At 71.6% G+C, this 25,576-nt stretch carries 25 protein-coding genes; 13 read left to right on the forward strand and 12 right to left on the reverse strand.

Annotation, left to right across the window (positions count from 1 at the left end; genetic code table 11):
* The first annotated feature begins 86 nt into the window (after positions 1–86).
* From AB0M63_RS23845 to AB0M63_RS23855, 3 genes are all read left to right on the forward strand, one after another.
* On the forward strand, positions 87–749 hold the full coding sequence (locus AB0M63_RS23845) for a DUF4230 domain-containing protein (RefSeq protein ID WP_366020787.1): 663 nt from the start codon (positions 87–89) through the stop codon (positions 747–749).
* Between the two features lie 42 nt (positions 750–791).
* Positions 792–1,385: a VanZ family protein gene (locus tag AB0M63_RS23850; RefSeq protein WP_366020788.1), complete on the forward strand. Its 594-nt coding sequence runs from the start codon at positions 792–794 to the stop codon at positions 1,383–1,385.
* A 131-nt stretch (positions 1,386–1,516) separates the two neighbouring features.
* The gene (locus tag AB0M63_RS23855; protein WP_366020789.1) at positions 1,517–2,749 is read left to right on the forward strand and encodes a family 16 glycosylhydrolase; all 1,233 of its coding nucleotides are present in this window, start codon (positions 1,517–1,519) and stop codon (positions 2,747–2,749) included.
* Positions 2,750–2,760: 11 nt separating this feature from the next.
* Here AB0M63_RS23855 and AB0M63_RS23860 read toward each other — a convergent pair whose 3' ends face one another.
* Positions 2,761–2,997 carry a hypothetical protein gene (locus AB0M63_RS23860; protein ID WP_355911019.1) on the reverse strand — a complete coding sequence of 79 codons (237 nt, stop codon included), beginning with the start codon at positions 2,995–2,997 and terminating at the stop codon, positions 2,761–2,763.
* 82 nt (positions 2,998–3,079) lie between these two features.
* Here AB0M63_RS23860 and AB0M63_RS23865 point away from each other — a divergent pair, with 82 nt between their 5' ends.
* Complete coding sequence (locus tag AB0M63_RS23865) at positions 3,080–4,102, forward strand: PHP domain-containing protein (protein WP_355911016.1); 1,023 nt, start codon at positions 3,080–3,082, stop codon at positions 4,100–4,102.
* Positions 4,103–4,395: 293 nt separating this feature from the next.
* Positions 4,396–5,358, forward strand: coding sequence for an SDR family NAD(P)-dependent oxidoreductase (locus tag AB0M63_RS23870; RefSeq protein WP_366020790.1), 963 nt, complete (start codon positions 4,396–4,398; stop codon positions 5,356–5,358).
* Between the two features lie 14 nt (positions 5,359–5,372).
* Here AB0M63_RS23870 and AB0M63_RS23875 read toward each other — a convergent pair whose 3' ends face one another.
* The 4 genes from AB0M63_RS23875 to AB0M63_RS23890 form a co-directional block, all read right to left on the reverse strand.
* The gene (locus tag AB0M63_RS23875; RefSeq protein WP_366020791.1) at positions 5,373–6,029 is read right to left on the reverse strand and encodes a M15 family metallopeptidase; all 657 of its coding nucleotides are present in this window, start codon (positions 6,027–6,029) and stop codon (positions 5,373–5,375) included.
* Between the two features lie 37 nt (positions 6,030–6,066).
* Positions 6,067–7,356, reverse strand: coding sequence for an ROK family transcriptional regulator (locus AB0M63_RS23880; protein ID WP_366020792.1), 1,290 nt, complete (start codon positions 7,354–7,356; stop codon positions 6,067–6,069).
* Positions 7,357–7,469: 113 nt separating this feature from the next.
* A complete protein-coding gene (locus tag AB0M63_RS23885; protein ID WP_366020793.1) occupies positions 7,470–8,435 on the reverse strand; it encodes an aminoglycoside phosphotransferase family protein in 966 nt (321 codons plus the stop codon).
* A gap of 24 nt (positions 8,436–8,459) precedes the next feature.
* Positions 8,460–11,627 (reverse strand): cytochrome P450, encoded by a 3,168-nt coding sequence (locus AB0M63_RS23890; RefSeq protein WP_366020794.1) that lies wholly within the window; start codon positions 11,625–11,627, stop codon positions 8,460–8,462.
* A 192-nt stretch (positions 11,628–11,819) separates the two neighbouring features.
* Here AB0M63_RS23890 and AB0M63_RS23895 point away from each other — a divergent pair, with 192 nt between their 5' ends.
* Positions 11,820–12,251 (forward strand): DUF6234 family protein, encoded by a 432-nt coding sequence (locus AB0M63_RS23895; RefSeq protein WP_366020795.1) that lies wholly within the window; start codon positions 11,820–11,822, stop codon positions 12,249–12,251.
* Positions 12,252–12,289: 38 nt separating this feature from the next.
* Positions 12,290–12,925 (forward strand): PAS domain-containing protein, encoded by a 636-nt coding sequence (locus tag AB0M63_RS23900; RefSeq protein WP_366021016.1) that lies wholly within the window; start codon positions 12,290–12,292, stop codon positions 12,923–12,925.
* Between the two features lie 244 nt (positions 12,926–13,169).
* Here the strand turns inward: AB0M63_RS23900 and AB0M63_RS23905 are convergent, their stop codons facing one another.
* A complete protein-coding gene (locus tag AB0M63_RS23905; RefSeq protein ID WP_366020796.1) occupies positions 13,170–14,084 on the reverse strand; it encodes a DUF3626 domain-containing protein in 915 nt (304 codons plus the stop codon).
* 86 nt (positions 14,085–14,170) lie between these two features.
* Between AB0M63_RS23905 and AB0M63_RS23910 the strand changes: the two genes are divergently transcribed.
* Positions 14,171–14,665: an FBP domain-containing protein gene (locus AB0M63_RS23910; protein ID WP_366020797.1), complete on the forward strand. Its 495-nt coding sequence runs from the start codon at positions 14,171–14,173 to the stop codon at positions 14,663–14,665.
* Between the two features lie 2 nt (positions 14,666–14,667).
* Here the strand turns inward: AB0M63_RS23910 and AB0M63_RS23915 are convergent, their stop codons facing one another.
* The gene (locus AB0M63_RS23915) at positions 14,668–15,669 is read right to left on the reverse strand and encodes a zinc-binding dehydrogenase (protein ID WP_366020798.1); all 1,002 of its coding nucleotides are present in this window, start codon (positions 15,667–15,669) and stop codon (positions 14,668–14,670) included.
* A 151-nt stretch (positions 15,670–15,820) separates the two neighbouring features.
* Here AB0M63_RS23915 and AB0M63_RS23920 point away from each other — a divergent pair, with 151 nt between their 5' ends.
* Positions 15,821–16,387 carry a CGNR zinc finger domain-containing protein gene (locus tag AB0M63_RS23920; RefSeq protein ID WP_366020799.1) on the forward strand — a complete coding sequence of 189 codons (567 nt, stop codon included), beginning with the start codon at positions 15,821–15,823 and terminating at the stop codon, positions 16,385–16,387.
* A gap of 24 nt (positions 16,388–16,411) precedes the next feature.
* Here the strand turns inward: AB0M63_RS23920 and AB0M63_RS23925 are convergent, their stop codons facing one another.
* The gene (locus AB0M63_RS23925) at positions 16,412–17,005 is read right to left on the reverse strand and encodes a TIGR03086 family metal-binding protein (RefSeq protein WP_366020800.1); all 594 of its coding nucleotides are present in this window, start codon (positions 17,003–17,005) and stop codon (positions 16,412–16,414) included.
* A gap of 125 nt (positions 17,006–17,130) precedes the next feature.
* Between AB0M63_RS23925 and AB0M63_RS23930 the strand changes: the two genes are divergently transcribed.
* The 3 genes from AB0M63_RS23930 (at position 17,131) to AB0M63_RS23940 (ending at position 20,774) form a co-directional block, all read left to right on the forward strand.
* Positions 17,131–18,384, forward strand: a complete 1,254-nt coding sequence (locus AB0M63_RS23930) for an FUSC family protein (RefSeq protein WP_366020801.1) — start codon at positions 17,131–17,133, stop codon at positions 18,382–18,384.
* Between the two features lie 29 nt (positions 18,385–18,413).
* The gene (locus AB0M63_RS23935; RefSeq protein ID WP_366020802.1) at positions 18,414–19,451 is read left to right on the forward strand and encodes a hypothetical protein; all 1,038 of its coding nucleotides are present in this window, start codon (positions 18,414–18,416) and stop codon (positions 19,449–19,451) included.
* A 114-nt stretch (positions 19,452–19,565) separates the two neighbouring features.
* Positions 19,566–20,774 carry a lactonase family protein gene (locus AB0M63_RS23940; protein ID WP_366020803.1) on the forward strand — a complete coding sequence of 403 codons (1,209 nt, stop codon included), beginning with the start codon at positions 19,566–19,568 and terminating at the stop codon, positions 20,772–20,774.
* Here AB0M63_RS23940 and AB0M63_RS23945 read toward each other — a convergent pair.
* Together AB0M63_RS23945 and AB0M63_RS23950 are read right to left on the reverse strand one after the other, a co-directional pair.
* On the reverse strand, positions 20,742–21,467 hold the full coding sequence (locus AB0M63_RS23945) for a DUF2470 domain-containing protein (RefSeq protein WP_366020804.1): 726 nt from the start codon (positions 21,465–21,467) through the stop codon (positions 20,742–20,744). The genes AB0M63_RS23940 and AB0M63_RS23945 overlap by 33 nt on opposite strands.
* A gap of 86 nt (positions 21,468–21,553) precedes the next feature.
* Positions 21,554–22,162, reverse strand: coding sequence for a TetR/AcrR family transcriptional regulator (locus AB0M63_RS23950; RefSeq protein WP_355910966.1), 609 nt, complete (start codon positions 22,160–22,162; stop codon positions 21,554–21,556).
* 108 nt (positions 22,163–22,270) lie between these two features.
* Between AB0M63_RS23950 and AB0M63_RS23955 the strand changes: the two genes are divergently transcribed.
* Positions 22,271–23,797 (forward strand): cytochrome P450, encoded by a 1,527-nt coding sequence (locus AB0M63_RS23955; RefSeq protein ID WP_355910963.1) that lies wholly within the window; start codon positions 22,271–22,273, stop codon positions 23,795–23,797.
* Here AB0M63_RS23955 and AB0M63_RS23960 read toward each other — a convergent pair.
* Both AB0M63_RS23960 and sigJ read right to left on the reverse strand, forming a co-directional pair.
* Positions 23,759–24,589: a pentapeptide repeat-containing protein gene (locus tag AB0M63_RS23960; RefSeq protein ID WP_355910960.1), complete on the reverse strand. Its 831-nt coding sequence runs from the start codon at positions 24,587–24,589 to the stop codon at positions 23,759–23,761. The two genes, AB0M63_RS23955 and AB0M63_RS23960, sit on opposite strands and share 39 nt — an antisense overlap.
* A 5-nt stretch (positions 24,590–24,594) precedes the next feature.
* Positions 24,595–25,500: an RNA polymerase sigma factor SigJ gene (gene sigJ, locus AB0M63_RS23965; protein ID WP_355910957.1), complete on the reverse strand. Its 906-nt coding sequence runs from the start codon at positions 25,498–25,500 to the stop codon at positions 24,595–24,597.
* Between the last annotated feature and the right edge of the window lie 76 nt (positions 25,501–25,576).

Genomic DNA, 25,576 nt, shown 5'->3' on the forward strand with positions numbered 1-25,576 from the left:
CCGTCAGGTCGACCGTTCGACCAACAGGTCGGTCTGACAGGGCATTTGGGGGGCATGCGGATACCGAGGAAGGGAGGGCCGTCCCCATGACGACTTCCATCAGCCGTATCAACCGGCGCATGCCGGTCTGGGCGAAGGTGCTCACCGCCGTCGTCGTCGTGATCGCCGTGCTGTTCGCCGGACTCAGGCTCGCCGTGCTCCCGGGCCTGCGCGACATCTTCGGCACCGAGACCCACGACCGTTCGGGACCGGCCCTGCTCAAGTCCATTCAGGACATGAGCCGTTACGACGCGGCCTCCGGCAACTTCCAGGTCGTCGTGGACCTGGAGAAGGACGCCAAGTTCCTGCCCGACGCGATCCGCGGCACCCGCACGCTGTACGTCGGCGCGGGCACCGTGGAGGGCTATGTCGACCTGGGCAAGCTCGGCAAGCAGGACGTGACGGTCAATGACGAACGCACGTCGGCCAGCATCAAGCTGCCCCACGCGACCCTCGGCAAGCCCGCGCTCGACCCGGACCACTCCTACACGGTCTCCAAGCAGCGCGGTCTGCTGGACCGCCTGGGCGACATCTTCTCCGACAACCCCAACAGCGAGCAGGCAGTGCAGAAGCTCGCCTCCAAGCACATCGGGGAGGCGGCGAAGACCAGCGGCCTGACCACGCGCGCCGAGACGAACACCACCAACATGCTCAAGGGCCTGCTCGGCTCGCTCGGCTTCACCGACGTGAAGATCACTTACAGCGCCTGACCGGACACTGCCGGACCATCGACCACACCGGAGGAGCACCGCATGGCCCGTACTGTCCCGCGCCTGCGCACGACCAAGAAGACGGAGCCCGCGTCGACGCCGAGCCGGCCCGACCGCGGAGGCCATCAACTACCCCTCCCCGTACGCCTGTTGGCGATGCTGATCGGGTTCGCCTTCATGGTGGCGTTCGCCGTCGTGCTGGCCAAGCTCACCCTGGAACCGTCGCCCGCGTCCAAGGCGCTCGTGCACACCAACCTGCACCCGGGCCGCTCCCTGAAGGCCTATGTCGATCAGCCCGCCCTGCGGGACGCCGTCAAGCAGATCGGTGGAAACGTGGTCCTCGGTATCCCGTTCGGGGTGCTGATACCCGTGTTCGCGCCCCGGGCGCGCGGCATCCTGAAGGTGCTGCTGCTGACGGCGACCGTGATGCTCCTCGTGGAGTTCGCGCAGGGCGCGCTCATCACCGGGCGGGCCTTCGACATCGACGACGTCATCCTCAACACCTCGGGCGCGCTGATCGGCTGGGTCCTGCTGGGGCGCCGGCTCGGCCGGACGCTGCACGCACGGAAGCCCGTGAAGGCGGCCCGGACGACAAAGACATCGAAGGCGGCCAAAGCGCCGAAGACCACTCCCTGACTTCAACTACTGGTCCGTACCAAGGTATTGACGCTCCCCTTATCTCACTTCTTAAATCAAGAGGCGACGCTTTCACCCCCCACCCCGGTCGGCGTGTCGGTCCCCACGGCCGCCGTACAGAAGGGAATGCCGTGGCCTCCCCACGCATGCTCCGCAGATGTCTTTTCGCCGCTCTGTCCGCCGCACTGGTCGCGTCCGCCGCGATCGGTCCGGCGCGGGCCGACTCCTCCTCGGCAGCACAGGCCGACGCCGTCACGTTCTCCGACACCTTCGACGGGGTGGCCGGCAGTGCCGTCAACTCCTCGAAGTGGACGCAGGAGACCGGCGACAACGTCAACAACCACGAGCGCGAGTACTACACATCGGGCACCAACAACGCGGCCCTGGACGGCCAGGGCCACCTGGTGATCACGGCCAAGAAGGAGAACCCCGCCAACTACCAGTGCTGGTACGGCACTTGCCAGTACACCTCGGCCCGGATGAACACCTCGGGGAAGTTCAACGCGCAGTACGGGCATGTCGAGGCCCGGATGAAGATCCCGCGCGGGCAGGGCATGTGGCCCGCGTTCTGGATGCTCGGCACTCCGGTCAACTGGCCAGCCTCGGGCGAGATCGACGTCATGGAGAACGTCGGCTTCGAGCCCTCCACGGTCCACGGCACCATCCACGGCCCCGGCTACTCCGGCGCCAACGGGATCGGCGCCGCCTACACGCTGGCGAACGGCGCGGCCTTCGCGGACGCCTTCCACACCTTCGCCGTCGACTGGGCACCCAACTCGGTCAAGTGGTCGGTCGACGGTGTCGTCTACGAGACCCGCACGCCCGCCGACGTGGGCGGCAACGCCTGGGTGTTCAACAAGCCGTTCTTCCTGATCCTCAACCTGGCGGTCGGCGGCGACTGGCCGGGCGACCCGAACAGCGCCACGGCCTTCCCGGCCCAGCTGGTGGTGGACTCGGTGTCGGTCACCACGAGCGACACCGCGGCCGGCGTGGCGATCAAGGGCCTGGCCGGCAAGTGCGTGGACGTCAACGGGGCGAACTCCGCCAACGGAACCGCCGTCCAGCTCTACGACTGCAACGGCTCGGCGGCCCAGCAGTGGACCGTGGGCTCCGACGGCACGATCCGCGCCCTCGGCAAGTGCCTGGACGTGGCCAGTGGCGGCACCGCGGACGGCACCAAGGTCCAGCTCTACGACTGCAACGGCTCCGCCGCGCAGAAGTGGGCCGTCAGCTCGGCGAACGACATCGTCAACCCACAGGCCAACAAGTGCCTGGACGTCACCGGCAACAACTCCGCCAACGGCACGCCGCTGCAGATCTGGACCTGCTCCGGCGCCGCCAACCAGAAGTGGACGGTCGGCTGACCCCGTAAGGCCTAGTGCGGCAACCAGGTGAACTTGTCTCCACCGACCCAGCGGACCACATCCGGGTCGTCCAGGTCGCGGACCGTGATGCCGCACACGGCCGCGACCTGGAGGACGTCGGTGATGCCCTCGGCCTCGCAGACCATCTCCCCGTCGATCTGCACGATGCGGAACGGCGGGGTGCCCGGCTGCACCTTGAGCACCATGATCCGCGGGGCGGAGATGTGCGGGCTGGCGATTTCCGTCATGCAATAGAGCCTAGAACGCAATGGGCGGACGCGAGTGGTCCACGGTGCCCGGCCGGGGACCCGCCCGCGGTAGGAGGCGGCGATGGATCCCGTGCGGGCACTGGACCGGATCGCCTTCCTGCTGGAACGGTCCCTGGCCCCGACGTACCGCGTACGCGCCTTCCGTACGGCCGCCAGGGTCCTGGCGGCACTCCCCGAGGGCGAGGTCGCCGAACGCGCGGCGGCCGGGACGCTGGAGTCCCTCAAGGGCATCGGCCCGAAGACCGCGCAGGTGGCCCGCGAGGCCCTGGACGGACAGGTCCCCGCCTACCTGGAGCAACTGGAGGCCGAGGCCCCCGCCCCGGCCGGCCCCGGCGGCGAGAAGCTGCGGGCACTGCTGCGCGGCGACTGCCACCTCCACTCGGACTGGTCGGACGGCGGCAGCCCGATCGAGGAGATGGGCCGTACGGCGGCCCGGCTCGGCCATGAGTGGGCGGTGCTGACCGACCACTCGCCCCGGCTGACCGTGGCCCGCGGGCTGTCCCCGGAGCGGCTGCGCGAGCAGTTGGACGTGGTGGCCTCGCTCAACGAGACCTGGGCGCCGTTCCGGCTGCTGACCGGCATCGAGTGCGACATCCTCGACGACGGTTCGCTGGACCAGGAACCCGAGCTGCTGGAGCGGCTCGACGTGGTGGTGGTCTCCGTGCACTCCAAGCTGCGCATGGAGGCCCGCGCCATGACCCGGCGCATGGTGGCCGCCGTACGGAATCCGCACGCGGACATCCTCGGGCACTGCACCGGCCGGCTGCTCATCGGTCGGAACGGGGGCCGAGCGCGGCCGGAGTCGGAGTTCGACGCGGACGAGGTGTTCGCCGCGTGTGCCGAGTCGGGCACGGCCGTGGAGATCAACAGCCGTCCGGAACGGCTCGATCCGCCGAGGCGGCTGCTGCGCGAGGCCGTCGAGGCGGGCGTCCTGTTCTCGATCGACACCGACGCGCACGCACCCGGCCAGCTCGACTGGCAGCTCAACGGCTGCGCGCGGGCCGAGGAGTGCGGGGTGCCCGCCGAACGGGTACTGACGACCTGGTCCGCGGACGAGCTACTGGACTGGACCAATGGCAAGTGACGCACATCACCGCTCGCCGCGCCCCGCTCAGGAACACTCGTCGGTAGTTTGCCGTTAAACAGACCGTGGGTGCGGAGGGACAGTGTCCCCGGGCCTCAACCTCCGCCCACAGGGACGATCGTTCGGCTGAAGCCCTGTGGAGCCTTTCGCCGCGAGGCGACCGCCTTCCGTGCCCACCACTTGGCCGCCCCGGCCGTGATTCCCCCGTCGCGGTCGGGGCTTCCCCTTGCACGGCTTCCCGTTGACGACTTCCGCTTGACTTCGAGCGCACTTCAATTCGTAGCGTTTCCCCCATGACCACAGCACAGCACAAGATCGGTTCGGGATTCGACGACAGGTCCACCGCCGACGACGTCCTGACGGGCCTCGACCTCGACGGAAAGCTCGCGATCGTCACCGGCGGATACTCGGGCCTCGGCCTGGAGGCCACCCGCGCGCTCACCAAGGCGGGCGCCCAGGTGGTCGTCCCCGCCCGCCGCCCCGACGCGGCCCGGGAGGCCGTGGCCGGCCTGCCCGGCGTCGAGGTCGACGAACTGGACCTCGCCGACCTGGAGAGTGTGCGCGGCTTCGCCGAGCGGTTCCTCGCCTCCGGCCGCTCCGTCGACTTCATGATCGACAACGCCGGCATCATGGCCTGCCCGGAAACCCGCGTCGGACCCGGCTGGGAGGCGCAGTTCGCCACCAACCACCTCGGCCACTTCGCCCTCGTCAACCGGCTCTGGCCGGCCATCGAGCCGGGCGGCGCCCGCGTGGTCTCGGTCTCCTCGCGCGCCCACCACTTCTCCGGGATGCGCTGGGACGACGTCCAGTGGAGCCACGGCTACGACAAGTGGGAGGCGTACGGCCAGGCGAAGACGGCGAACGTCCTGTTCGCCGTCCACCTCGACGCACTCGCCGCCGACCGTGGCGTCCGGGCCTTCTCCCTCCACCCGGGCGGCATCCTGACGCCGCTGCAACGCCACATCCCCAAGGAGGAGATGGTCGAGCGCGGCTGGATCGACGAACAGGGCAACGTGCTGAACCCCGAGGGTTTCAAGACCCCGGAGCAGGGCGCGGCCACCGAGGTGTGGGCGGCGACCTCGCCCCAACTGGCCGGTATGGGCGGCGTCTACCTGGAGGACTGCGACATCGCCGAGCCCGCCGTCGACGGCGACCAGCGCGCCGGCGTCAAAGCATGGGCGACCGACCCGGAGCAGGCGGCACGTCTGTGGAAGCTGTCCGCCGATCTGACCGGCGTGGACGCCTTTGCCGGTTAGTCCCGCGTACAGCTTTACGAAGGGTCCAGGTCCTTCGGTCCGTACAGGGCGGCGGGCGCGCCGGTCGTCAGCGCCCAGTAGCGGTCCCCGTACGACCAATGCCACCACTCCGTCGGGTAGTTGACCAGGCCCGCCGCGCCGAGCGCCTTGCCCAGCACGGCGCGGTGGGCCCGGGCCTCGGCGGTGATGTTGCCCGCGTCCGTGTAGCAGGCGCCGTCGCTCTGCTCCGGGTTGGCGTTCATCGGGGTGCCCAGGTCGAGTTCACGGCCGTCGGCGTCGGCGAGGGTCAGGTCGACGGCCGCGCCGGCGGTGTGCGGGGCGATCTCGGGCGGTGACACATAGCGGCTGGCGGCGGACCGGATCCGGTCGGCGGACCAGTCGGGGTTCGCGGCGCGCAACTCGTCGCCGTAGCCCTCGAAGTAGCGGCGCTGGAGGGCCGGCGGCCGGTATCCCTCGACGAACAGCAGCCGCAGGCCGTCGGGCAGCAGGGCCTGCGCTTCGAGGAGCCGGGCCAATACGCCCCGCCGCAGGTGGAGTTCGGCCCCTCCGGCGTCCTCGTGCTTGCGGTCGTCGACGAGCAGTACGCCGCTGACGTCGACCAGGGGTTCCCCGCACTCCTCGACGGGGACGGCGGCGACGCGGGCGTCGGACATCAGGATGATCTCGTTCATGAGGTGATCATCTCTCGAACTGCCCCTGGCCTGTCCCTCAGTGCGGAGCCCGGTCCTCAAGTGCCGTGCGCCAGGCGGGTGGTGGGCCCTCGGGGGTGGGCTCGGCGCGGCGGCCGCCGCGGGCGAAGAAGTCGGCGAGCGGGAGGATCGCGGCGCCGACGGTGACCGCGTCGGGGCCGAGCAGACCGAGGTCGATGCTCACGCGACCGGCGGGATGGCGCAGCGCGTACGCGGTGGCGTGGTGGCGTACGGCGGGCAGGAAGCGGGTGCCGAGCTGGAGCCCGGCCCAGCCGCCGATGAGGATGCGTTCGGGCTGGAAGAGGTTGATCAGGTCGGACAGGCCGGCGCCGAGGTATTCAGCGGTCTCCTCCAGGACGGCGAGCGCGACGGGGTCGGCGTCGGTGCCCTCCGGCGGGTAGGCGGCGACCAGCAGCGCGGTCATCGCGGTCTCCTCGTCGGTGCCCTCGGGCGGGCGTCCGCCCTGCTCGCGCCAGCGGTCGAGCAGCGACTCGGCGCCCGCGTACGCCTCCAGGCAGCCGAGCGCTCCGCAGCGGCAGCGGCGCCCCCTGACCCGTACGGTCAGATGCCCCCATTCGACGGCCCGGCCGTGCTCCACCTCGGGGGTGACGAGGCAGGCGCCGACGCCGGAGCCGAAGAGGACGACGATCGCGTTGCGCGCGCCGCGACCGCCACCGAACCACATCTCGGCCTGGCCGAGGGTCTTCGCGCCGTTGTCGATGAAGTACGGGACGGTGTCGGGGAGTTGGGAGGTGGAGCGGAGCAGCTCCTCCAGCGGGACCGCGTCCCAGCCAATGGTCTGGCCGTGCACGACGGCGCCGTGGTCCGGGGTGTGCTCGACTATGCCGGGGACGCCTATGCCGACGCCGAGGAGCCGCTCGGGTGCGATCTCGGCGGCGGCGAGGACTTCGGCGATGCCGTCGCGGATGTGGCCGACGATGACCTCGACCTCGTAGCGCTGCTGCTCCAACGGGCGTTCGGCGCGGGCGAGTTCGGTGAGGGTGAGGTCGAACAGCTCGACCCGGACCCGGGTCTCGCCGACGTCGACGCCGATCATGTGACCGCTGTGCGGGGCGACTTGGAGGAGGGTGCGGGGACGGCCGCCGTCGGAGTCGACGCTGCCGGCCTCCTCGACGAGGCCGTCGGCGACGAGGTCCGCGACGACGTTGCTCACCGACCCGGAGCTGAGTCCGGTCGCCGGGCCCAGTTCGAAGCGGCTGAGGGGTCCGTCGAAGTACAGCCGTTGCAGTACGGCCGTGCGGTTGGCCCGCCTGAGGTCGCGTACCGTGCGCCCGTTCCGCCCCGCCATGTGGCTCCCTCCGAACCCTGCCCGACCTGCAAGATACTCCTGCGGTCCCGCCGGGCGCGACTTTCCCCGCCCTCTTAATTCACGCTCTGAACTAAGGGGCGGCGGAATGCACACTACGGGGTGGCGGCCGTCTCGTCGATCTCCCCGAGGGCGGCGAGCAGTTCGGGGGCGACCTTCTCCCGCCGCCAGCGGTTCTCCTCCTCGCCGAACTCCCTGGGGACCACCTCGGCGAGCATGATCAGGTAGAGGTAGCTGCGGTAGAGGGCATGGCGGAGCCGGGCCGGCCGGTCGAACTCGGCCCGTCCGCCCGCCTCCCGGTAGCCCGCGAGGAACGCCTCGTCCTTCCTGATGTCCCCGAGCAGGGCCAGGGACACGAAGTCGGCGAGGGGGTCGCCCCAGAACATGCGCTCGCCGTCGATGAGGCCGCCGATGCGGGGCGTTCCGGAGGTGCGGTCGACCAGGATGTTGCCCTGCCACAGGTCGAAGTGGACGGCGCTCGGGACGGTGACCTCGTCGAGGGCGTCGTGGGCGGAGCGGGCCGTGCGGGCGATGTCGTCGGCGGGGAGGGGCAGCCAGGCGCGGTAGCGGCGGGTGTCGTCGAGGACGGCGTCGTAGAGCGTGGTGAACGCGGTCCGCCAGTCGGGGGCGAGAGGGCCGAGGGCGCCGGAGGGGTAGCCGAAGCCGGGGCCGGTGATCTCGTGCAAACGGGCGACCTGGCGGCCCAACTCGGTGCGCAGGGCGGCCGCTTCGGTGTCCGTGAGGGAGTCGTCCCAGGGTGCGCCCGGGCAGCGCGTCATCAGAAGGGTGTCGCCGTCGAGGGCCACGACGCGCGGTGCCGGCACCCCGGCCTTGGCGGCGGCGCCGTAGAAGTCCGCCTCGGAGATGAGCAGTTGGCGCTCGTGCGCCAGGCCGGGGGCGGTGGGGGCGGTCTTGAGGACGTAGCGGCCGCCGTCGGTGAGGGTGAGTTCCTCGACGGTGTTGTAGGTGCCGCCGCCGAGGGGGCTGAGGTGGGCGAGGTCGCCGGGCGGGATGCCCGCCGCGCCGAGTATCCGTCGGGCTCGCTCCGTGGAGTCCGTCACCGTGCGCCCACCTCTCCGTCCCGGTCAGCCGGCTGCGTACACGTCCTCGACGTAACGGCCGTCCGCCATCAGCGTGTTGAGCCACCGCTCGGCGGCCGTGTCGTCGGCGCCGGGCGTGCGGTCCCGGTACAGGGTACGGAACGCCTCGCGCACGCCCGGTGCCATCCGTGAACCGTCGCCGCAGACGTACACGCGGGCGCCGGCGTCCAGCAGGGCCCACACCTCGTCGGCCTCGGCGGCGATCCGGTGCTGGACGAAGCGGACGTCGCCTTCCGGGGCCGCGCTGAAGGCCGGTCGGAGCGAGACGGCGCCGGCGTTCTCGGCGACGCGGAGTTCGTCGGCGTGGAGGTAGTCGGCGTCGGGCGCGTCGCAGCCGAAGTAGCAGAGCGCCGGGGCGAGTTGGGTGCCGGTGACGAGTGCGGCCGTACGGTCGGCGATGGTGCCGCGGAAGGGGGCGAGGCCGGTGCCCGCCGCGATCATCACGACCGGGGTCGAGTCGTCGATCCGGAAGGCCTCGCGGCACGGCTGGACGCGGGCGAGGACCGTGTCGCCCGGTGCGACGGCGGCGAGGTGGCCGGAGCCGGTTCCCCGGTAGACGCCCTTCCCCGAGCGGGCCGGGGCCTCCAACAGGGAGACCATCAGGTCCACTTGGCCGGGGTCGACGGCGGGCGAGGACGAGATCGAGTAGTGGCGGGGGCGCAGCGGGGTGAGGAGGTCGAGGAGGGTGGGCCAGTCCAGGCGGCCGCGCAGGGCCGGGTGGTCCTCCACGATGTCGACGAGGGTGCGCGGGTCGTCCGTGAGCGCGGCCAGGGCGGTGCGCTCGGGCGGGCAGGGGTTGGCGGCGGCGAGCGCCAGCAGTTGGCCGGGGGTCGGTCGGTCCTGCAACTCGACGTGGTGCGTGAGCAGTTGGCGCACGGTCACGGGCCGGTCGACCGCGAGGCCGTCGCGGCGCGGGCGGGCCGGGCGGATGTCGAGGACGGTGTCGAGGTCGACGCTGAGTGCGGCGGCGGCGCGTTCGACGAGAGCGGGGGCGTTGGCGGGCAGGACGGTGAGGTGGTCGGCGGTCCGGTAGGGGGTGCCATCCGGGAGGGCGACGCGGACGAAGCGCTTGCGGCGCGGGTGGCCGGGCGCGGTGAGGTCGTGGGCCGCGGTGACGGTCATGGGCACGAGGCCGTGCCGTTCGGCGAGGGCGTCCAGGTGACCGCCGGTGAGGGTGCGGACCTCGTAGGCGGCGGCCGACTCGACGGGTGCGGCGTCCGTGGCGTCGGGATCGCCGTAGGTCTCCAGGAGGGCCGTGCGCAGCCGGGCCGTGAACTCCCGTACCGCGCCGGTGAGATCGCCGGAGGCGTCGGCTGCGGCCCGGTCGGTCAGGCGGGTGGCGCCGAGTTCGGCAAGGCGGGCGTCGATGCGGGTCGGCATGTGCTGGTAGGTGGCGGCCCAGTTGCGGTCGCCGACGCCGAGGACGGCGTAGGTCACGCCGACGAGGTCGCGGGTCTCCTCCAGCCGGGCGACGAAGGCGGTGGCGTCGTCGGTGGGGCGGCCGTTGTAGGAGGCGGCGGCGATGACGACGGGGCGGTCGGTGGGCAGGCCGTCGGCGTACGCGTCGAGCGGTGCGACCTCGACTGAGCAGCCCAACACGGCGGCCTCGTCGGCGAGTTGGGCGGCGAATTCGCGGCAGGTGCCGTAGTTGCTGCCGTGCAGGAAGAGGGCGCCGGTGCCGGGGCGGACACGGGCGGGGAGGATGGCGTCCGCCGTGGGAGTCGCGGGGGCCTCGACGACACCGGGCAGCGGCGGGTGCACCCGGTCGGCGGAGGTGCGCTCGGTGAGGGTCAGAGTGAAGGCGTCGGGCTTGAGGGTGAGGGTCTCCTTCACGGTGAGCCGGTAGTCCGCGTGGTCGTGGAGCCGGTAGCGGTGGACGAGCATCGCGAGCAGCATGGTCGCCTCGTGCAGCGCGAACTGCCGTCCGATGCAGGCGCGTTCACCGGTGCCGAACGGCTTGAAGGCGTGCACGGACCGGGCCTCCTCCGCCTCGGGCGTGAAGCGCGAGGGGTCGAACAGCTCCGGGTTGTCACCCCAGCCGGGCTGCCGGTGCAGCATCGGGGCGATCACGGTGACGGCCTGCCCGGCACGGAGCGGAATGCGTCCGCCGAGCAGTGTGTCCTCCAGCGCGTGCCGGCTGAACGCGGCGGCGGTGGGCCACAGCCGTAGCGCCTCGTTGAGCACCTGGCGGGTGTAGGTGAGCCGGCCGATCTCGTCGTACGTCGGCTCCGGGTCCGCCGTGTCGCCCCACAGCGCGTCCACCTCGCGCTGCACCAGTTGGAGCACCGCCGGGTGCTTGGCCAGGTAGTACAGCGCGAACGACATCGCGCCGGAGGTCGTCTCGTGGCCCGCGATCAGGAAGGTGATCACCTGGTTGCGGATGTTGGCGGTGTCGAGCGTCGTGCCGTCGACGGGGTGCTCGGCGCCGAGCATGAGTCCGAGGAGGTCCTCGGCGTCGGTCTGGTCGGTGCCGGTGCGGGCGGCGATGACGTCGTCGACGACCCCGGCGAGGTAGTCGGCGTCGGCCCGGAAGGCGGCGTCGGCCGCCGAGTGGTCCTCGTCCGGGACGCGCGCCAGACTGGTCATGCTCCACTCCAGGCAGCGGACCATGGACTCGACGAAAGGGTGCGGCTCCTCGCGCTCGAACGACCCGAAGTCGTAGTCGAATCCGGCGAGTCCGATGGTGTCGAGGGTCATCCGGGTCATGTCGTCGGGCACGTCGACGGGTTGCCCGGCACGGGCCGCGCGGTCCCAGGCCGCGATCAGCCGGTGGGCGACCTTCAGCATCACGGGGTGGTAGGTGCGCATGGAGCCGAGCGCGAAGGCGGGCATCAAAATGTCGTGCGCCTTGGCCCAGTTGGGCTCGTCGTTGTACGCCGTGAACAGTCCGTCGGCGGCGAAGGCCCGCACGTTCTCCAGCGCGGGCCCGATGTGCTTGGCGAACCGCCGCTCGTCGGCGAGGTCGGTCACCAGGTCGAGATCGCTGACGAACAGCGTGTCCCGCCCGTGCAACCGCCGTACGAACACCGGTCCGTGACGGCGCATCAGATCCATGATCTGCTGCATCGGGGTGCGACCGGGTCCGGTCGCGGTGATGTCGACGACGGGGACACCGGGGAGGGTGTCCGTGGAGAGGGTGTCGGTGGGGGGCATGACGCGACAACTGCCTTTCGCGGTACGGGAGTACTGCGATCCAGCGTGCTCGTCCCGCACCGGCGGACCGTGCCACCGGACTACATGATCGTGTAGCGAGAAGCACCGATGGAGTCTTGCGCGGAGAACTCCGTCCGGCTATTGAGTGCGCGTACTCATGCGTGCCCGTGACCGGCCCGGCAGGGTGGGCCCATGACGCAGGTACTGGCTGAACGGCCGTCTCGGCGCGGCAGACGGCCGTGGTCCCACAGGACCCCGCTCCGCCGGGACATCACCGCCGCCGTCCTCCTGTTCCTCGGCGAGGCCGCCGTCTTCGTCTGGACGATGTTCGGCTACGGCATGACGGTATGGGCCGCGCAGGGCGAGCAGGACAGGATCGACGCGGCGACGCTCGCGAGCATCACCTGGACGGAACACTTCTTCTACGTCGTGCTCGCGCTGGCGGCGCTCGCGGCACTCTCCCGCGCGCCGTGGACGCTGGTCTCGCACCTCCTCACCGCCCTCTTGCTGGCCGCGCTGTTCACGGGCGCCCAGCACGACTGGGACCTGGCCCATCCGGACCCCGCACCCACCCCGAGCGCCCACTACACGCCCTGCCTCAGCGGCAGCGGGGAATGTCACTGAGCGCATGATGGTGTGGGACGGAGTTGCGGGAGGTGCCGGTGGACTGGGCGCGCAAAGAGAGCGTGGTGTGGCGCAACCGTGCCCTGATGCTCTTCGACCGGGTGTCGGTGCCGGTCGCGGTGTGCGATGTGTACGGCTCGGTGCAGGTGGCGAACCCCGCGATGGCGGCCGAGTGCGGTACGACACCGGGGCGGCTGCGCGGCCGTGACGTGCTCGACCTGTTCCGGCCCCAGGAGTCGGACCAGGTGGAGCGGATCGCCCAGGCGCTACGGCTGCGGCACCGCTCGCGCTACCAGGTCTCGGTACGGTGGCGGGCCCCGGACGGCACCGAGCGCCACGGGGAGCTGACGGCCGACCCGGTCAGCGACACCGTGGAGGACACACCGGCACTGCTGGTGATGCTCCGCGTGCAGGGCGAGGGCGAGCCCCGCGAGGACACCCCCACCCAGGTCACCCCGATCGAGGCCCGCATCCTGGCCCTGCTCGCCGCCGGCGCCACCACCGCCCACACGGCCCGCGAAACCGGCCTCACCACGGATGGCGTGACCTATCACCTACGGCGCCTGTCGGCCCGCTGGAACGCGGCGAACCGCACGGAACTGGTCGCCCGCGCCTATGCGTTGGGCGTGCTCGCCACGGGGGTCTGGCCGCCGGCGGTAGCGCGGGAGGGCTGACGTGCCGTCATCTATCTGCCCACTGGAGGCGACGAACCGCACCCAACTGATCGCCTGCGCCCACACGTTGGGCGTACTCGCCACTAGCGTCTGGCCGCCGACGGCCACACGGGAGAGCTGACGCGACGCCCCCGCCCCCTCCGGCCCACGAGATCGCCCTCACCACCCGCCCCCCTGACCCAACCACTACGGCATCCATCGGCCCGCTGGAACTCGGCAGACGCACCCAACTGATCACCCACGCCTACACGTTGGGCGTACTCGCCACAGGCGTCTGGCCGCCGACGTCCGCGCCCCAGCGCTGACGCGCCGTCCCCGCCCCCACCGGCGCCCCGAAACGGGCCAGGGTGTGCCAGACCATCTTCAGGTGCTGGAGTTCGTGGATTCCGGTGCGGGCCGCGTCGCCGATGATCCGGGGGTCGATCACTCCCTTCTCGGCGATGTGGGCTCCGAGGTCGGCGTACTCCTGGCCCCGGTAGTCCGCGTGCCGGTACAGCTCCGGCACGGTGAGTCGGTAGCCGGGGTGCCATTCGACGGGGCAGGGCAGCCGGTGGGCGGCGGTCTCGACGGGGGTGTCGCGGTAGCTCGCGTCCAGGACGAGGGCCTCCGTGTCCCGGGCGAGGTCGACTCCGCCGTGCACCTGTGTCTCGATGTAGTCGTTCAGTGGGTCCTGTTCGTCGGCCTCGGCGAGGGCGATCAGGGACATGCCGACGGCGACACCGAAGTCGGTGGGTTCGGCCGCGCTGTCGGGGTAGCAGAAGGTGGCGCGGGCGAGGGCGGCGGCGGTCAGCCGCAGGTGGGAGGAGCCGAACCTCGGTGCGGCGCCGACCAGTTGGCGTCGGAAGTTCAGTCCGCCGTAGACCGGCCGCTCGGGTGCGGGCGCCTCGTCGTAGGCACCCGCGAAGATCCGGCTCTCCCAGCGCCAGCGGTCGCCGCCGGGGTGGGCGGTGAGGCCGCCGTTGCTGGTGCCGGTGACGAACTGGGAGTGGTACGTGCCGTCCTGGGCCAGTGCTTCGAGGATCGGTCGACCTGCCGCCGTACGGTCGGGATGGAAGTTCAGCGTGATGCGCAGATCCGGATCGACGGCCGGCCCCGCCGAGCGCTCCGCCACATGTCGCAACGCACGGGCCTGTCTCGGCCCGACGCCCCCGAAATCCATTGGCACCTCCACCAGCCGCCTCATTACCCTGGGCCGAAACCTAGACCCTCTAGGTTTCGGAACCGACACCCCCAGGAGCCCCTCCCATGAGATCACTCACCGAGCACGACATCCGCAACTCGTTTGTCAACTGCTCGAAGGGCGAGGCCAAGCGGCTGGCCGTACCCCGCGATCTCGACAGCCGCCCCTGGGACGACCTGGACTTCCTGGGCTGGCGGGATCCCGGGGCGCCCGACCGCAGTTATCTGGTCACCGAGCGGGCGGACGGGCCAGTCGGGGTCACGCTGCGGTTCCCGTCGGCGCAGCGCGGCTTTCTGCACCGCAGCATGTGTTCGCTGTGCGTGACGACCCACCCGGGCGGCGGTGTCTCCCTGATGACCGCGCGCAAAGCCGGTCCGGCGGGCCGTGAGGGCAACTCGGTCGGCCTGTACATGTGCACCGATCTCGCGTGTTCCCTCTATGTGCGCGGCAGGAAGGTCCCCGAGTCGGGCGTCCGCATCGAGGAGAGCCTGACCGTGGAGCAGCAGATCGAGCGGACGGTGGGCAATCTGATCGCGTTCATCGACAAGCTGTACGTCTGACGTCAGTCGCCCGGCACCGCGATCACGATCTTGCCCCGGTTGTCCCGGCGCTCCAGCCGCTCGTGGGCGGCGCGCGCGTCGGCGAGGGGCACGACGGTCTCGATCGGTACGCGGTAGGTGCCGGCGGCCACCCGCTCCGCGAGTTCGCGCAGGTCCGGGCGGGGGTCGTAGCCGCCATGAATCTGGAGGTTGGTGAGCTGGAAGCCGAGGACCGACGCGTTCTTCGGGTAGAAGTCGCGGGTGTCGACGGTGCTGGGCTCCAGGGCGACATTGGCGAGGGCGACGACCCGGCCGCCGTGCCCGATCTCGCGCAGGCTGCGCCCGAAGGCCCGGCCGCCGACGGTGTCCAGGACGATGTCCGCGCCGCGTCCGCCGGTGAGCCGCAGCACCTCGTCGACCTCGGCGTCGTCCGGGTGGGCCGAGGTGTCGAGGGTGGCCTGGGCGCCGAACTCCCCGGCCCAGGCGGCCTTTTCGGGTGATCCGGCGAGCGCGACGACACGGGCGCCGACCTCGGCCGCGATCTGCACGGCCGCGCTGCCGACGCCGCTCGCGGCGGCCTTCACGAGGACGGTGTCGTCCTTGGAGACGCGGGCGAGGTGGCGCAGGCAGTACCAGGCCGACAGCCAGGCGACGGGCAGCGCCGCGGCGTGCGTCAGGTCCACCCCGTCGGGTACGGCGACGACCTGGGTGGCGGGTACGACCGCCAACTCCGCATAGAACCCAGGTGAGTTCACTCCGTCGAGGGCCACGACCCGCTGCCCGACCGTGAATCCGGTGACGCCCTCCCCCAACGCGGCGACGGTACCGGCCCCTTCCACTCCGGGAATCAGCGGCGGATGTCCGGCCCGGTGGTAGTTCCCGGACCTGACCAGGGCGTCCGCGCGGTTCACCCCGGCCGCGGCGACCCTCACCAGCACCTGCCCGGGACCCGCGACCGGGTCGGGCACCTCGACCGGTACCAGCACCTCGGGCCCGCCGAACTCGTCGATCCGTACCGCGCGCATACCGCACCCGCTCCCTGTCGTGGCCGACCCGTCCAGCCGACACCTGTTGAACTGGTGTCACCATGCGACACCCGATGAACTGGTGTCAAGGGCCCTCGACCTCCCTCCCGTACACCGCATGAACCGGTGTACGGGAGGTAAGCTCGCTGCCATGACCCTCCCGCCCGTCTTTCCGTTCATCGGCGGACGCCCGTGCCTGAATTTCGTGGCGACCCTCGGCAAACGGCACGGCACACCCGTCGAGCGGCTCCCCGATCCGGCCGCCCTGGCCGCCTGGATCACGGAGGCCGAGCTGTCGGCGGGCAGCGAACCGGTGCGGGTCACGGCCCGGGATCTGACGGACGCGCGCACTCTGCGCGAGGCGCTCTACCGAGTCGTACGGGACGCGATGGCCGGACGGGAACCGGCGGCGGCCGATGTCGAGCGGGTCAACGAGGCCGCCGCCCGCCCGGACCTGGCGCCCCAACTCGGCGCACAACGCTGGAAGTCGGCACACCCGGCCCGCGCGGCGCTGGCGACGGTGGCCCGCGACGGCGTCCTGCTGGTCGACAGCCCGCTGCTGGAGCGGGTCAAGGAGTGCGAGAACCCGGAGTGCTCTCTCCTCTTCCTGGACGACTCCCAGGCCCGCCGCCGCCGTTGGTGCTCGATGGACCGCTGCGGGAACCTCGCGAAGATCGCGGGTTATCGGTCGCGGAGCCGGGCGGCCGTTTCGCAGTAAAGGCGGGACAGGGCCCGCCACTCCTCAGGACCCGACAGGCGTCCAGTGCGGGTCGCGCCCGAGGAAGGCGAGGAGAGCCTCGGCCCTGTCGTACTCGCCCCTCGCCTCACGCGCCGGGGCGAACACCCGGTACGCGTCGCGGAGTTGGTCGACCAGATGGTCCGCGGCCGGCCAGATGCCCTCGGCGAGGTCCGCGTCCAGTGGCCGGTTCTGGTCGGTCGCCGCGGCGATGTCCCAGGCGTGCACGGCCGCGTCCATGGCGGCTGTGGCCGCCGCGAGGGGGAGAGGCATCGGGCCCAGTGGCGTCGGGATCTCGTCGGTGTCGGCGGGCAGTCGGGTGTAGCCGTCGGCCACAGCGCGGAGCACCTTGTCGAGTTCGGCGGCCGGGTCACCGTCGAGGGAATCGGCGGGGTGGAAGGGGTCGGAGTCGGGCCGGTCGCCGGTGAGGACGAGGCCGTAGGCCTGCTGGTCGATGCGCGCGTGGTTGAGGACCTGGCGTACGGTCCACTCGCTGCACGGCGTCGGCGCGGCCCAGGCGCTCCCGGGCACGGCGGCGACCACCTCGCGCAGGTAGTCGTGCGAGCGGGTCAGCACCTCGATGCCCTGGATGTTCGTCATGAACGGTCCCCTCCCCTTCGTTCCGTGCCGCGATGTCCGATGATGACAATCTAGGAAGCCTTGCGGACAGTTACGGTCCTCAATGGATACGTTCAGGGCATCCGGTGAGAGGGAATAGGCCAAGGATGCGAGATGTCCGTGAGTGGACGGCGCCGCTGGTGCGGTTCGTGGGGCGGCACCGGGACCCGGTGGTCGTCCAGACGCTGCGGTCGGCGACCGCGGCGACGGTCGCGTACGTCGTCGCGCTGCGGCTGAGCCCGGAGCCCGCGCCGCTGACCGCTCCCCTGACCGCGCTCCTCGTCGTCCAGGTCACCCTGTACGCCACCCTCACCAACGGCATCCGCCGGATCGGCGCGGTGGTCGCGGGCGTGCTCGTCGCCATCGCCTTCAGTCTGCTGGTCGGGCTGACCTGGTGGAGCCTGGCGCTGCTGATCGTGGCCGCGCTTGCGGTCGGGCGGGTGGTGCGGGTCGAGGAGTACGTGCCCGAGGTGGCGATCAGCGCGATGCTGGTCCTCGGCGTGACCGCGGTCGGGGACACGGCCTGGGCACGCGTGGTGGAGACGCTGATCGGCGCGGTCGTGGGGCTCGGCTGCAATCTGCTGCTGGCTCCCCCGGTGTGGGTGGACGAGGCCGGTGAGTCGATCGAGGGGCTGGCCCGTCGGCTGCGGCGGCTGATGCGGCGCATGGGCGAGGAGGCGGCCGGCCGCACCCCGGTCGACCACGCCACCGCGCGGCTGCACGAGGCACGCCGGCTCGACCACGACATCGTCGAGGTGGACGCGGCCCTGAGACAGGCCGAGGACAGTCTGCGGCTCAATCCTCGCGTGCGGGAGGGGCTGCTGCACCGGGTCGTACTGCGGACCGGTCTGGACACGCTGGAGATCTGCACGGTCGTACTGCGTGTCCTCGCGCGCACCTTCACCGACCTGGCGAAACAGCGCGACCCCGAGCCGCTGTTCGCGCCGTCCACGGGTGCCGCCGTGGAGCAGTTGCTGTCGGAGATCGGCGACGCCGTGGTCAGTTTCGCGGTGCTGGTGACCACCGACGTGAGTGTGAGCGCCGAGTCCGCGGAGTCGCGGCTCACCGCCGAGCTGCACACCGCCGCCGCGACCCGCGACAAGCTGGCGCAACTGCTCCTGGAGGAGGTCCAGCGCGACGCCGCCCAGTGGCAGTTGCTGGGTGCCGTGCTGACCGAGGTCAACCGCATGCTGGACGAGCTGGACACCGAGCACCGCTCGCGCCGGCTGCTGGAGGAACTCGACCGCTGCACCAGCGAGCAGCGCGCCCGTATGCCCCGGCTGACCTGGGTGCGGGAGCGCGTGGGGGTGCCGGAGCGACTGCGCAGGAACCGGGACACGGGCGCCGGTCGTTCTAGGTGATGCAGTGGGGCGACGGAGGGGGCGGGCGTATGAAGGACAGCAGCGTGCGGATCGACGGGAACACCTTGCGGTTGCCCGGCGGGGTGGCGGTGCGGTTCGTCCGCACCCTGCGGTTGCCGGAGACGGGTACGCACGCGTTGCCGCCGGGGCTGGGTGAGTTCCCGGTCCGGCGGGTCGCGGATTTCCCGGACACGGTGCCCGAGCAGTGGCGGGCGCGCGGTGGCGTGATGCTGCCGGTGTATCTGCGCGAGGCGATGTGGCTGAGCTTCGCGGGCACGCGCAAGCCGGCGGCGCTCCAGGTCGGGGTGGGCAAGGTGTGCGCGGTCTCGGGCAAGCCGTGGAGCGACCGGCTGTCCCGGCACCCGCAGAACTACCTGGTGCTGCCCCGCCAGCCGTGGCTCGACGGCATCAACTCCGGCCGGGGGACGGTCCGTCAGTTCGTGGCGGTCCCGCTGGGCCTGGGTGCGACGGTCGAGGGCCAGGTCACGGGCGAGGAGGTGTGGGGCGGCATACAGCTCCAGTCCTTCCCGCTCACCGAGCGGGAGTTGGCCAGATGGCGCGAGAAGGAGCGCCACCGCTCGAAGCGAACGCGCGCGACCACCATGCCGTCCGGGGGCTACGGCATGCCCGCCATGCCGATGGCCGCTCCGGCACCGGGCGCTCCGGCGGCCCCGTCCCGGTCCGCCGTTGCCATGGGGCTCGGTGTCGGCGGTTCGATGCGCCAGGAGGTCTACGAGGACGGCCGGCCGCTGGAGGCCTGGGCCGAGAAACCCGCCGGGCGGGTGTTCGTCCACCTGGTGACACCGCCGGAGTGGCGCCGCATCACCGGCGAGGAGCCGCCGCCGTCGCCGGTGGACCGCGCCGCGTACACCCGGGCGGGGCTCCCGTGGTTCGACTACTACGACCAGGACGCCGAGGATCTCGCCCCCACCGACACCCTGGGCGCGGTGCAGCCGGTGGGCGACTGGCTGGGCGACGACCACGAACCCTGGCAGCAGCCCGCGCCCGGCCAGGTGCAACCCCTCAAGGACGCGCAGGGCAAACCGGTGGAGGACGGCGACTGGTAGACCACACACCTATTGCATCCTCCGCAACGACCGTTGCCGGTCTTGCGCTCGACCGGTCGTCCACGCCAAGGTGGCTGTGACGACCGGGGCGAGCGACGACCTGAGGGTGTGGGTATGAGCAGTGGTGCGGAGGCGTCACGCGGAGGCTGGGGCAGGCGCCGTTTCCTCGGCGCCCTGGCGGGAACCGCGGCGGTGGTAGCGGTCCCCGCACCGGCCTCACCACCGGCGGACCCCGAATCCACTCCTACGACCGCCCAGGCGCCGCGCGCGCACCGCACCGGCAAGGCCGCCGGCCCCCGCCCCCTCTACCTCGGCACATACACCTCGGTCGACGGCGGCGGCACGGGCATCGGCCTGGCCACCTACGACACGTCGACCGGCCGGATCACCGGCGCGGGCACGATCACCGGGGTCGCCGACCCCTCGTACCTCGCCGCGCACCCCGACGGCCGCACGCTGTACGCAGTCGACGAGCAGACGGCCGGCGCGGTGACCGCCGTACGTCTGGCGGACCGCAAGATCCTCGGCGCGCGGAGCACCGGTGGTGCGGGCCCCTGTCATCTGTCCGTGCACCCGACCGGACGCTGGCTGCTCAGCGCCAACTACACGTCCGGCAGCGTGGCCGTGCACCCGATCGACACCTCGGGCGCGCTCGGCGAACGCACCGCCCTGATCAAGCACTCGACCCCGCAGCCGGGCCCGGGCCAGGACGGCCCGCACGCGCACCAGTTCGTCACCAGCCCCGACGGCGGCCATGTCCTCGCCGTCGACCTGGGCACGGACACGGTCTACACCTACCGGCTGGACACCACGAAGGGCACGCTCACCGAGGTCTCCCAGGCACACGCCCGGGCGGGCGCGGGCCCGCGCCACCTCACGTTCCACCCCGGCGGCCGGTACGCCTACCTGGCCAACGAGGTCGACGACACCATCGCGGTCTGCGCCTACGACCCGAGCACGGGCGCCCTGTCGATCGGCGCCCCGCAGCCGTCGGGCAGCACCGGCACCGCCACCAACTACCCGGCGCAGATCCTGGTGACGTCGAACGGCGCGTACGCGTTTCTCGCCAACCGTGGTGACAACACTCTGGCGCGGTACGCCGTCGAGGCCGACGGCGCCCGGCTCAGGCTGCTCGGGACCGTACCGGTGAGCGGTGACTTCCCGCGGCAGATCGCGTTCTCGCCGGACGGGACGCTGCTGTTCGCGGCGAACCAGAAGTCGGGGACGGTGAGCGTGTTCGGCGTGGACGACACGAGCGGTGAACTGCGGCTCACGGGCGAGCCGTTCGCCTCACCGGTCGCCGTCTGTGCGCTGCCGCTGTAGGGGACGTGGACAGGATGCGGCGCTGGCCTGGGTGAGCAGCACATGCATGCGCTCGGTGAGCTGGTCCACTGTGTCGGCGGGCGCGTGAAACGGCAGCCGTACGTCGCCCTGGGCGCGGGCGCGCTCGATGCGCAGGGTCAGGCCGTGCCGGTCGACGGCGAGGGGCTGGACGCGAACCGCGCCGTGCAGGCTGTCCGGCTCGACGAGGCGGGTGAGCCGCTCGACCGCGTCAGAGTGGCAGTCGGCGAGGTGGGTCAGCAGTTGGGCCTCGGCGAGGGCCAGCGGGTCGGGTTCGGCGGTGGCGAACTCCTCGAGGTCGACGACCACCGCGCCGGACGGCGGGCGCAGCACCACGCGCGTTGCCCGGAAGGCCAGTTGACCCTCCTCGGGCACGAACCAGCCGGCCAGCCACAGCCTGGCCCGGATGCGGTTGCGCACCGGGACGGGCGCGACGTCCGCGAACTCCAGGACCGCGGACGGCTCTCCGCGCGGCGCGCAGATCGCGGCCGCGAGCAGGGCGCTGTCCTCGGGCACTCGCAGCAGCACCCGGCCCTCGTCGTCCACGCTGTGCGCGCCGACGAACTCCTCGCGACCGCCCTCCGCGGTCACCGCGCAGGACCATGCGGCGGCGAGCACCGAGCGGGCCCGCTCGGCCGCGGCAGGCGCGGCCGTCCACGATTGGCTGTCACCCATCCCTGACCTCCTTAGGTAAGCCTTGCCTAACTTACCGAAGATCGGGGCGCGCGCCAACCACGCCACGCAATCTCTTCACCGCTCGGTCAGGGCGAGATGACGCCCAACAGCGCCCGCGCGCACAGATCCCGCACCTGTTCCCGGCTCAACTCCGGGCCCCGCAGCCACTCCAGACAGACCGCGGTGGTGAAGGCCAGCCACCCGCGCACCGCGAGCTTCACATCGGCCCGCTCCCCCACGGCCCGCCCGAACTCGGGGTCCGCGGCCAGCGCGGCGAGGATCTGCCGCTCCTGCGCAGCCAACGCCCGCTGATAGACCCGCCGTACGGTCTGGTCCCCGGCCGCGTCGGCGCGGTGGAAGGCGCGATAGCCGTGCGCGTGCGCGTGGACGTACTCCAGATAGGTGTCGAGGGCGGCGGCGAGCTGCTCTCGGGCCGGCAGGCCCGGTACTGCCGCCGTCATCCGCAGCATCCGCTCGCTCTCGCGCTCGACGACGGCCGCGAAGAAGTCCCGCTTCGTCGGGAAGTAGTGGTACAGCAGCCCGCGGGAAACCCCGGCGATCTCGGCGACCTGCTCGATCCACACGTCGTCGTACGGATTCTCCGAGAACAACCGCGCGCCCACCGTGAGGAGTTGCTCCCGGCGCTCCTCGGTGCTGAGCCGGCGGCGCGTGCGCTCACCCTGGTTCGCGGCCATTCCCGCACTTTACTTGACGTCGGTTCAACGACGGGATCACACTGAAACCCGCTATTGAACCCACGTACAACAGGCTCAACCTGCCGATGACCCAAGGGAGATCGCGTCATGGCGGAGACGACGACGGCCACGCCCACCGCGCTGCCGAAGGGATTCCGGGACGCCGAGCAGGGCTGGCCCCGTCTCGACCTCATCCCGCATCCCCCGCGCCGGGTCCCGCTGCTCGGCGACATCATCGGCGCCGACCGGCGCACCCCCCTTCAGGACTCGCTCCGCTACGCCCGCCAACTGGGCCCGATCTTCCGGCGAAAGGCCTTCGGCAAGGAGTTCGTGTTCGTGTGGGGCGCCGACCTGGTCGCCGACATGGCGGACGAGTCGCGCTTCGCCAAGCACGTGGGACTGGGCGTCGCCAACCTGCGGCCGGTCGCCGGGGACGGGCTCTTCACGGCGTACAACCACGAACCGAACTGGCAGTTGGCGCACGACGTCCTCGCCCCCGGTTTCAGCCGCGAGGCGATGGAGGGCTACCACCCGATGATGCTGTCCGTGGCCGAGCGGCTCACGGACCGCTGGGACCGCGAACTGGCCGCCGGGCGAGCGGTGGACGTGCCCGGCGACATGACCAAGCTGACGCTGGAGACGATCGCACGCACCGGCTTCGGCCACGACTTCGGCTCCTTCGAACGCGACCGCCCGCACCCCTTCGTGACATCGATGGTGGGCACGCTCAGCTACGCGCAGCGCCTCAACTCCGTGCCCGCACCGCTGGCCCCGCTCCTGCTGCGCACCGCGACCCGCCGCAACGAGGCCGACATCGCCTACCTCAACCGCACGGTCGACGACCTGGTGCGGACCCGCCGTACGGCGAGCGGCGACGGTGACCTGCTCGACCGGATGCTGGACACCGCCCACCCGGAGACCGGCGAGCGGCTCTCCGCCGAGAACGTCCGCCGTCAGGTCATCACCTTCCTGGTCGCCGGCCACGAGACCACCTCGGGTTCCCTGTCCTTCGCCCTGCACTACCTCGCCCGCCACCCGGACGTCGCGGCCCGCGCCCGCGCCGAGATCGACCAGGTCTGGGGCGACACCGAGGTCCCGGCCTACGACCAGGTCGCCAAGCTGCGGTACGTCCGCCGGGTCCTCGACGAGTCGCTACGGCTCTGGCCGACGGCGCCCGCCTACGCCCGTGAGGCCACCCGGGACACCGAGGTCGCCGGGGTCCACCCGGTGCGGCGCGGCGCCTGGGCGCTGATCCTGACGCCGATGCTGCACCGCGACCCCGAGGTGTGGGGCGCGGACGCCGAGGAGTTCGACCCCGACCGCTTCGACGCCAAGGCCGTACGCTCCCGCGCCCCGCACACCTTCAAGCCGTGGGGGACGGGGGCGCGGGCCTGCATCGGCCGCCAGTTCGCCCTGCACGAGGCGACGCTGGTCCTCGGACTGCTGCTGCGACGCTACGAGTTGCGCCCCGACCCGGCGTACCGGCTGCGCGTCACCGAACGCCTGACCCTGATGCCCGAAGGACTGCGGCTGCACCTGGACCGACGCACGGCACCCACGACGACGGCACCGGTCGTGGTCGCGGACGAAAGTCCCTCAGAGGCCCGCTGTCCAGTGCACAGGGCGGACGACTGACCCCGGCAGCCTGGTGCCCGCGCTCCCCCGGGCCGCCGCGACCTGGGGCTGGGTGAGGAAGAACGCGCCGGTCAGATCGGCGTCCGTGAGGTCGGCGTCCCGCAGATCGGCGCCGATCAGATCCGCGCCGCGCAGATCGGCCCCGGTGAGATCGGCGGCGATGAGGTAGGCACCGCGCAGATCGGCCCGGCTCAGATCGGCGCCCTTGAGCCGGGCGCCCATGAGGTCGGCGCCGCGACGGTCCTTCTTCTTGCCCCTCGCTCCGGCCCTCATCAGCTCACTGGTCCGCAGCAGCAGCACGTTGACCTCCTGCCGGTACGCGCCCACGTCGAGCGCGCCGAGTTCTTCCGGTGTGCCGCGCGTGAGCGCCTCGGTCCTGGACAGCGCCCCGCGCACCTCGGTGTGGATCGACTCGGCCGGTCGCAGGGTCAGTGCTTCGGTCAAGTACCAGAGCAGTTCGTGGAGTTGGCGTACGACGGGGAACACGTCGAACATCCGGCGGGCCTGGTCCTTCGGCCCCGTACGCCAGTCCTGTCCGCCGAAGGTGACCTGTGAGACCTGCTGCCCGGCGCCGAAGCAGTCGTAGACCGTGCAGCCGCTGAAGCCCGTCCGCCGGAGCTTCGCGTGGATTCCGCAGCGGTGATCAGCCTGGAGGTTGGTGCACGGCGTCCCCGCGGCCTTGTCGATCGCGAAGTCCGTCCCGGCGGTGAAGGGCAGCGCCACACAGCACAGCCCGAAACACCGCTCGCAGTCACCGCGCAGGCCGGGCCGGTCCGCTATGTGATCTTCCATGTCGTTCAGCGTACTGACCCGGTCGCGCGGAGGCGGGCCAGCCGGTCGGGGTCGGACAGGATGTACATCTCGGTGATCCGGCCGTCCGTGATGGTGATGCCCATGACCGAGAGCAGTTGTCCTTCCGGTTCGTTGACAATGCCCACCGAGCCGTTGACCAGGGCGAGTCGGGCGTCGTGGGTGTACGGAGCGAACATGAGGGCCTGTTCGGCGATGGCGTGGGCGCCGCGCATCGCCTTGGAGGCGGCCGCGCCCCGTACCAGCGCACCGGAGTCGGCGCGCAGGGCCACGTCCGGGTGGAGGAGGGCCACGAGCGCGTCGAAGTCGCCCTCACGGGCGGCGGCGAGGAAGGCCTCGACGATCTCGCGCTGCCGGCCGAGGTCGGGGTCGGCGGATGGGGCCGCGCCCTGGACCCGGCGGCGGGCCCGGCTGGCCAGTTGGCGGGTCGCGGCCGGTGTGCGTTCCACGATCGGGGCAATGTCGTCGAAGGGCACCGCGAACATGTCGTGCAGGACGAACGTGAGGCGTTCGGCGGGTTCCAGGGTCTCCAGGACGATGAGGAGGGCGAGGCCCACCGAGTCGGCCTGGAGGACTTCCGCCTCGGGGTCGAGGTCCGTCAGCGGCCTGATCAGCGGGTCGGGGACGAAGGTCTCGGAGAGGGTCTCGTCGATGGGTTCCTCGCGGCGCTTGGTGCGGGAGCGCAGGAGATCGAGGCAGACCCGGCCGACGACCGTGGTGAGCCAGCCACCGAGGTTCCTGATGTCGTCCGCGTCGGTGCGGCTGAGCTTCAGCCAGGTCTCCTGGACGGCGTCCTCCGCCTCCGGCAGCGAGCCGAGCATGCGATAGGCCACCGCGCGCAGCCGGCCGCGGTGCTCCTCGAAGCGGTCCGCCAGCAGTTCCGTCGTGTCCATGCCGTCCCCCGTCGTGGAATCCGTGGTCATACGCAAGCCCGGGTGATCCAATCACGCCCGCCGCCGCCACGGCCAT

This window comes from Streptomyces sp. NPDC051576, from assembly GCF_040681835.1.
Classification (GTDB): Bacteria; Actinomycetota; Actinomycetes; order Streptomycetales; family Streptomycetaceae; genus Streptomyces.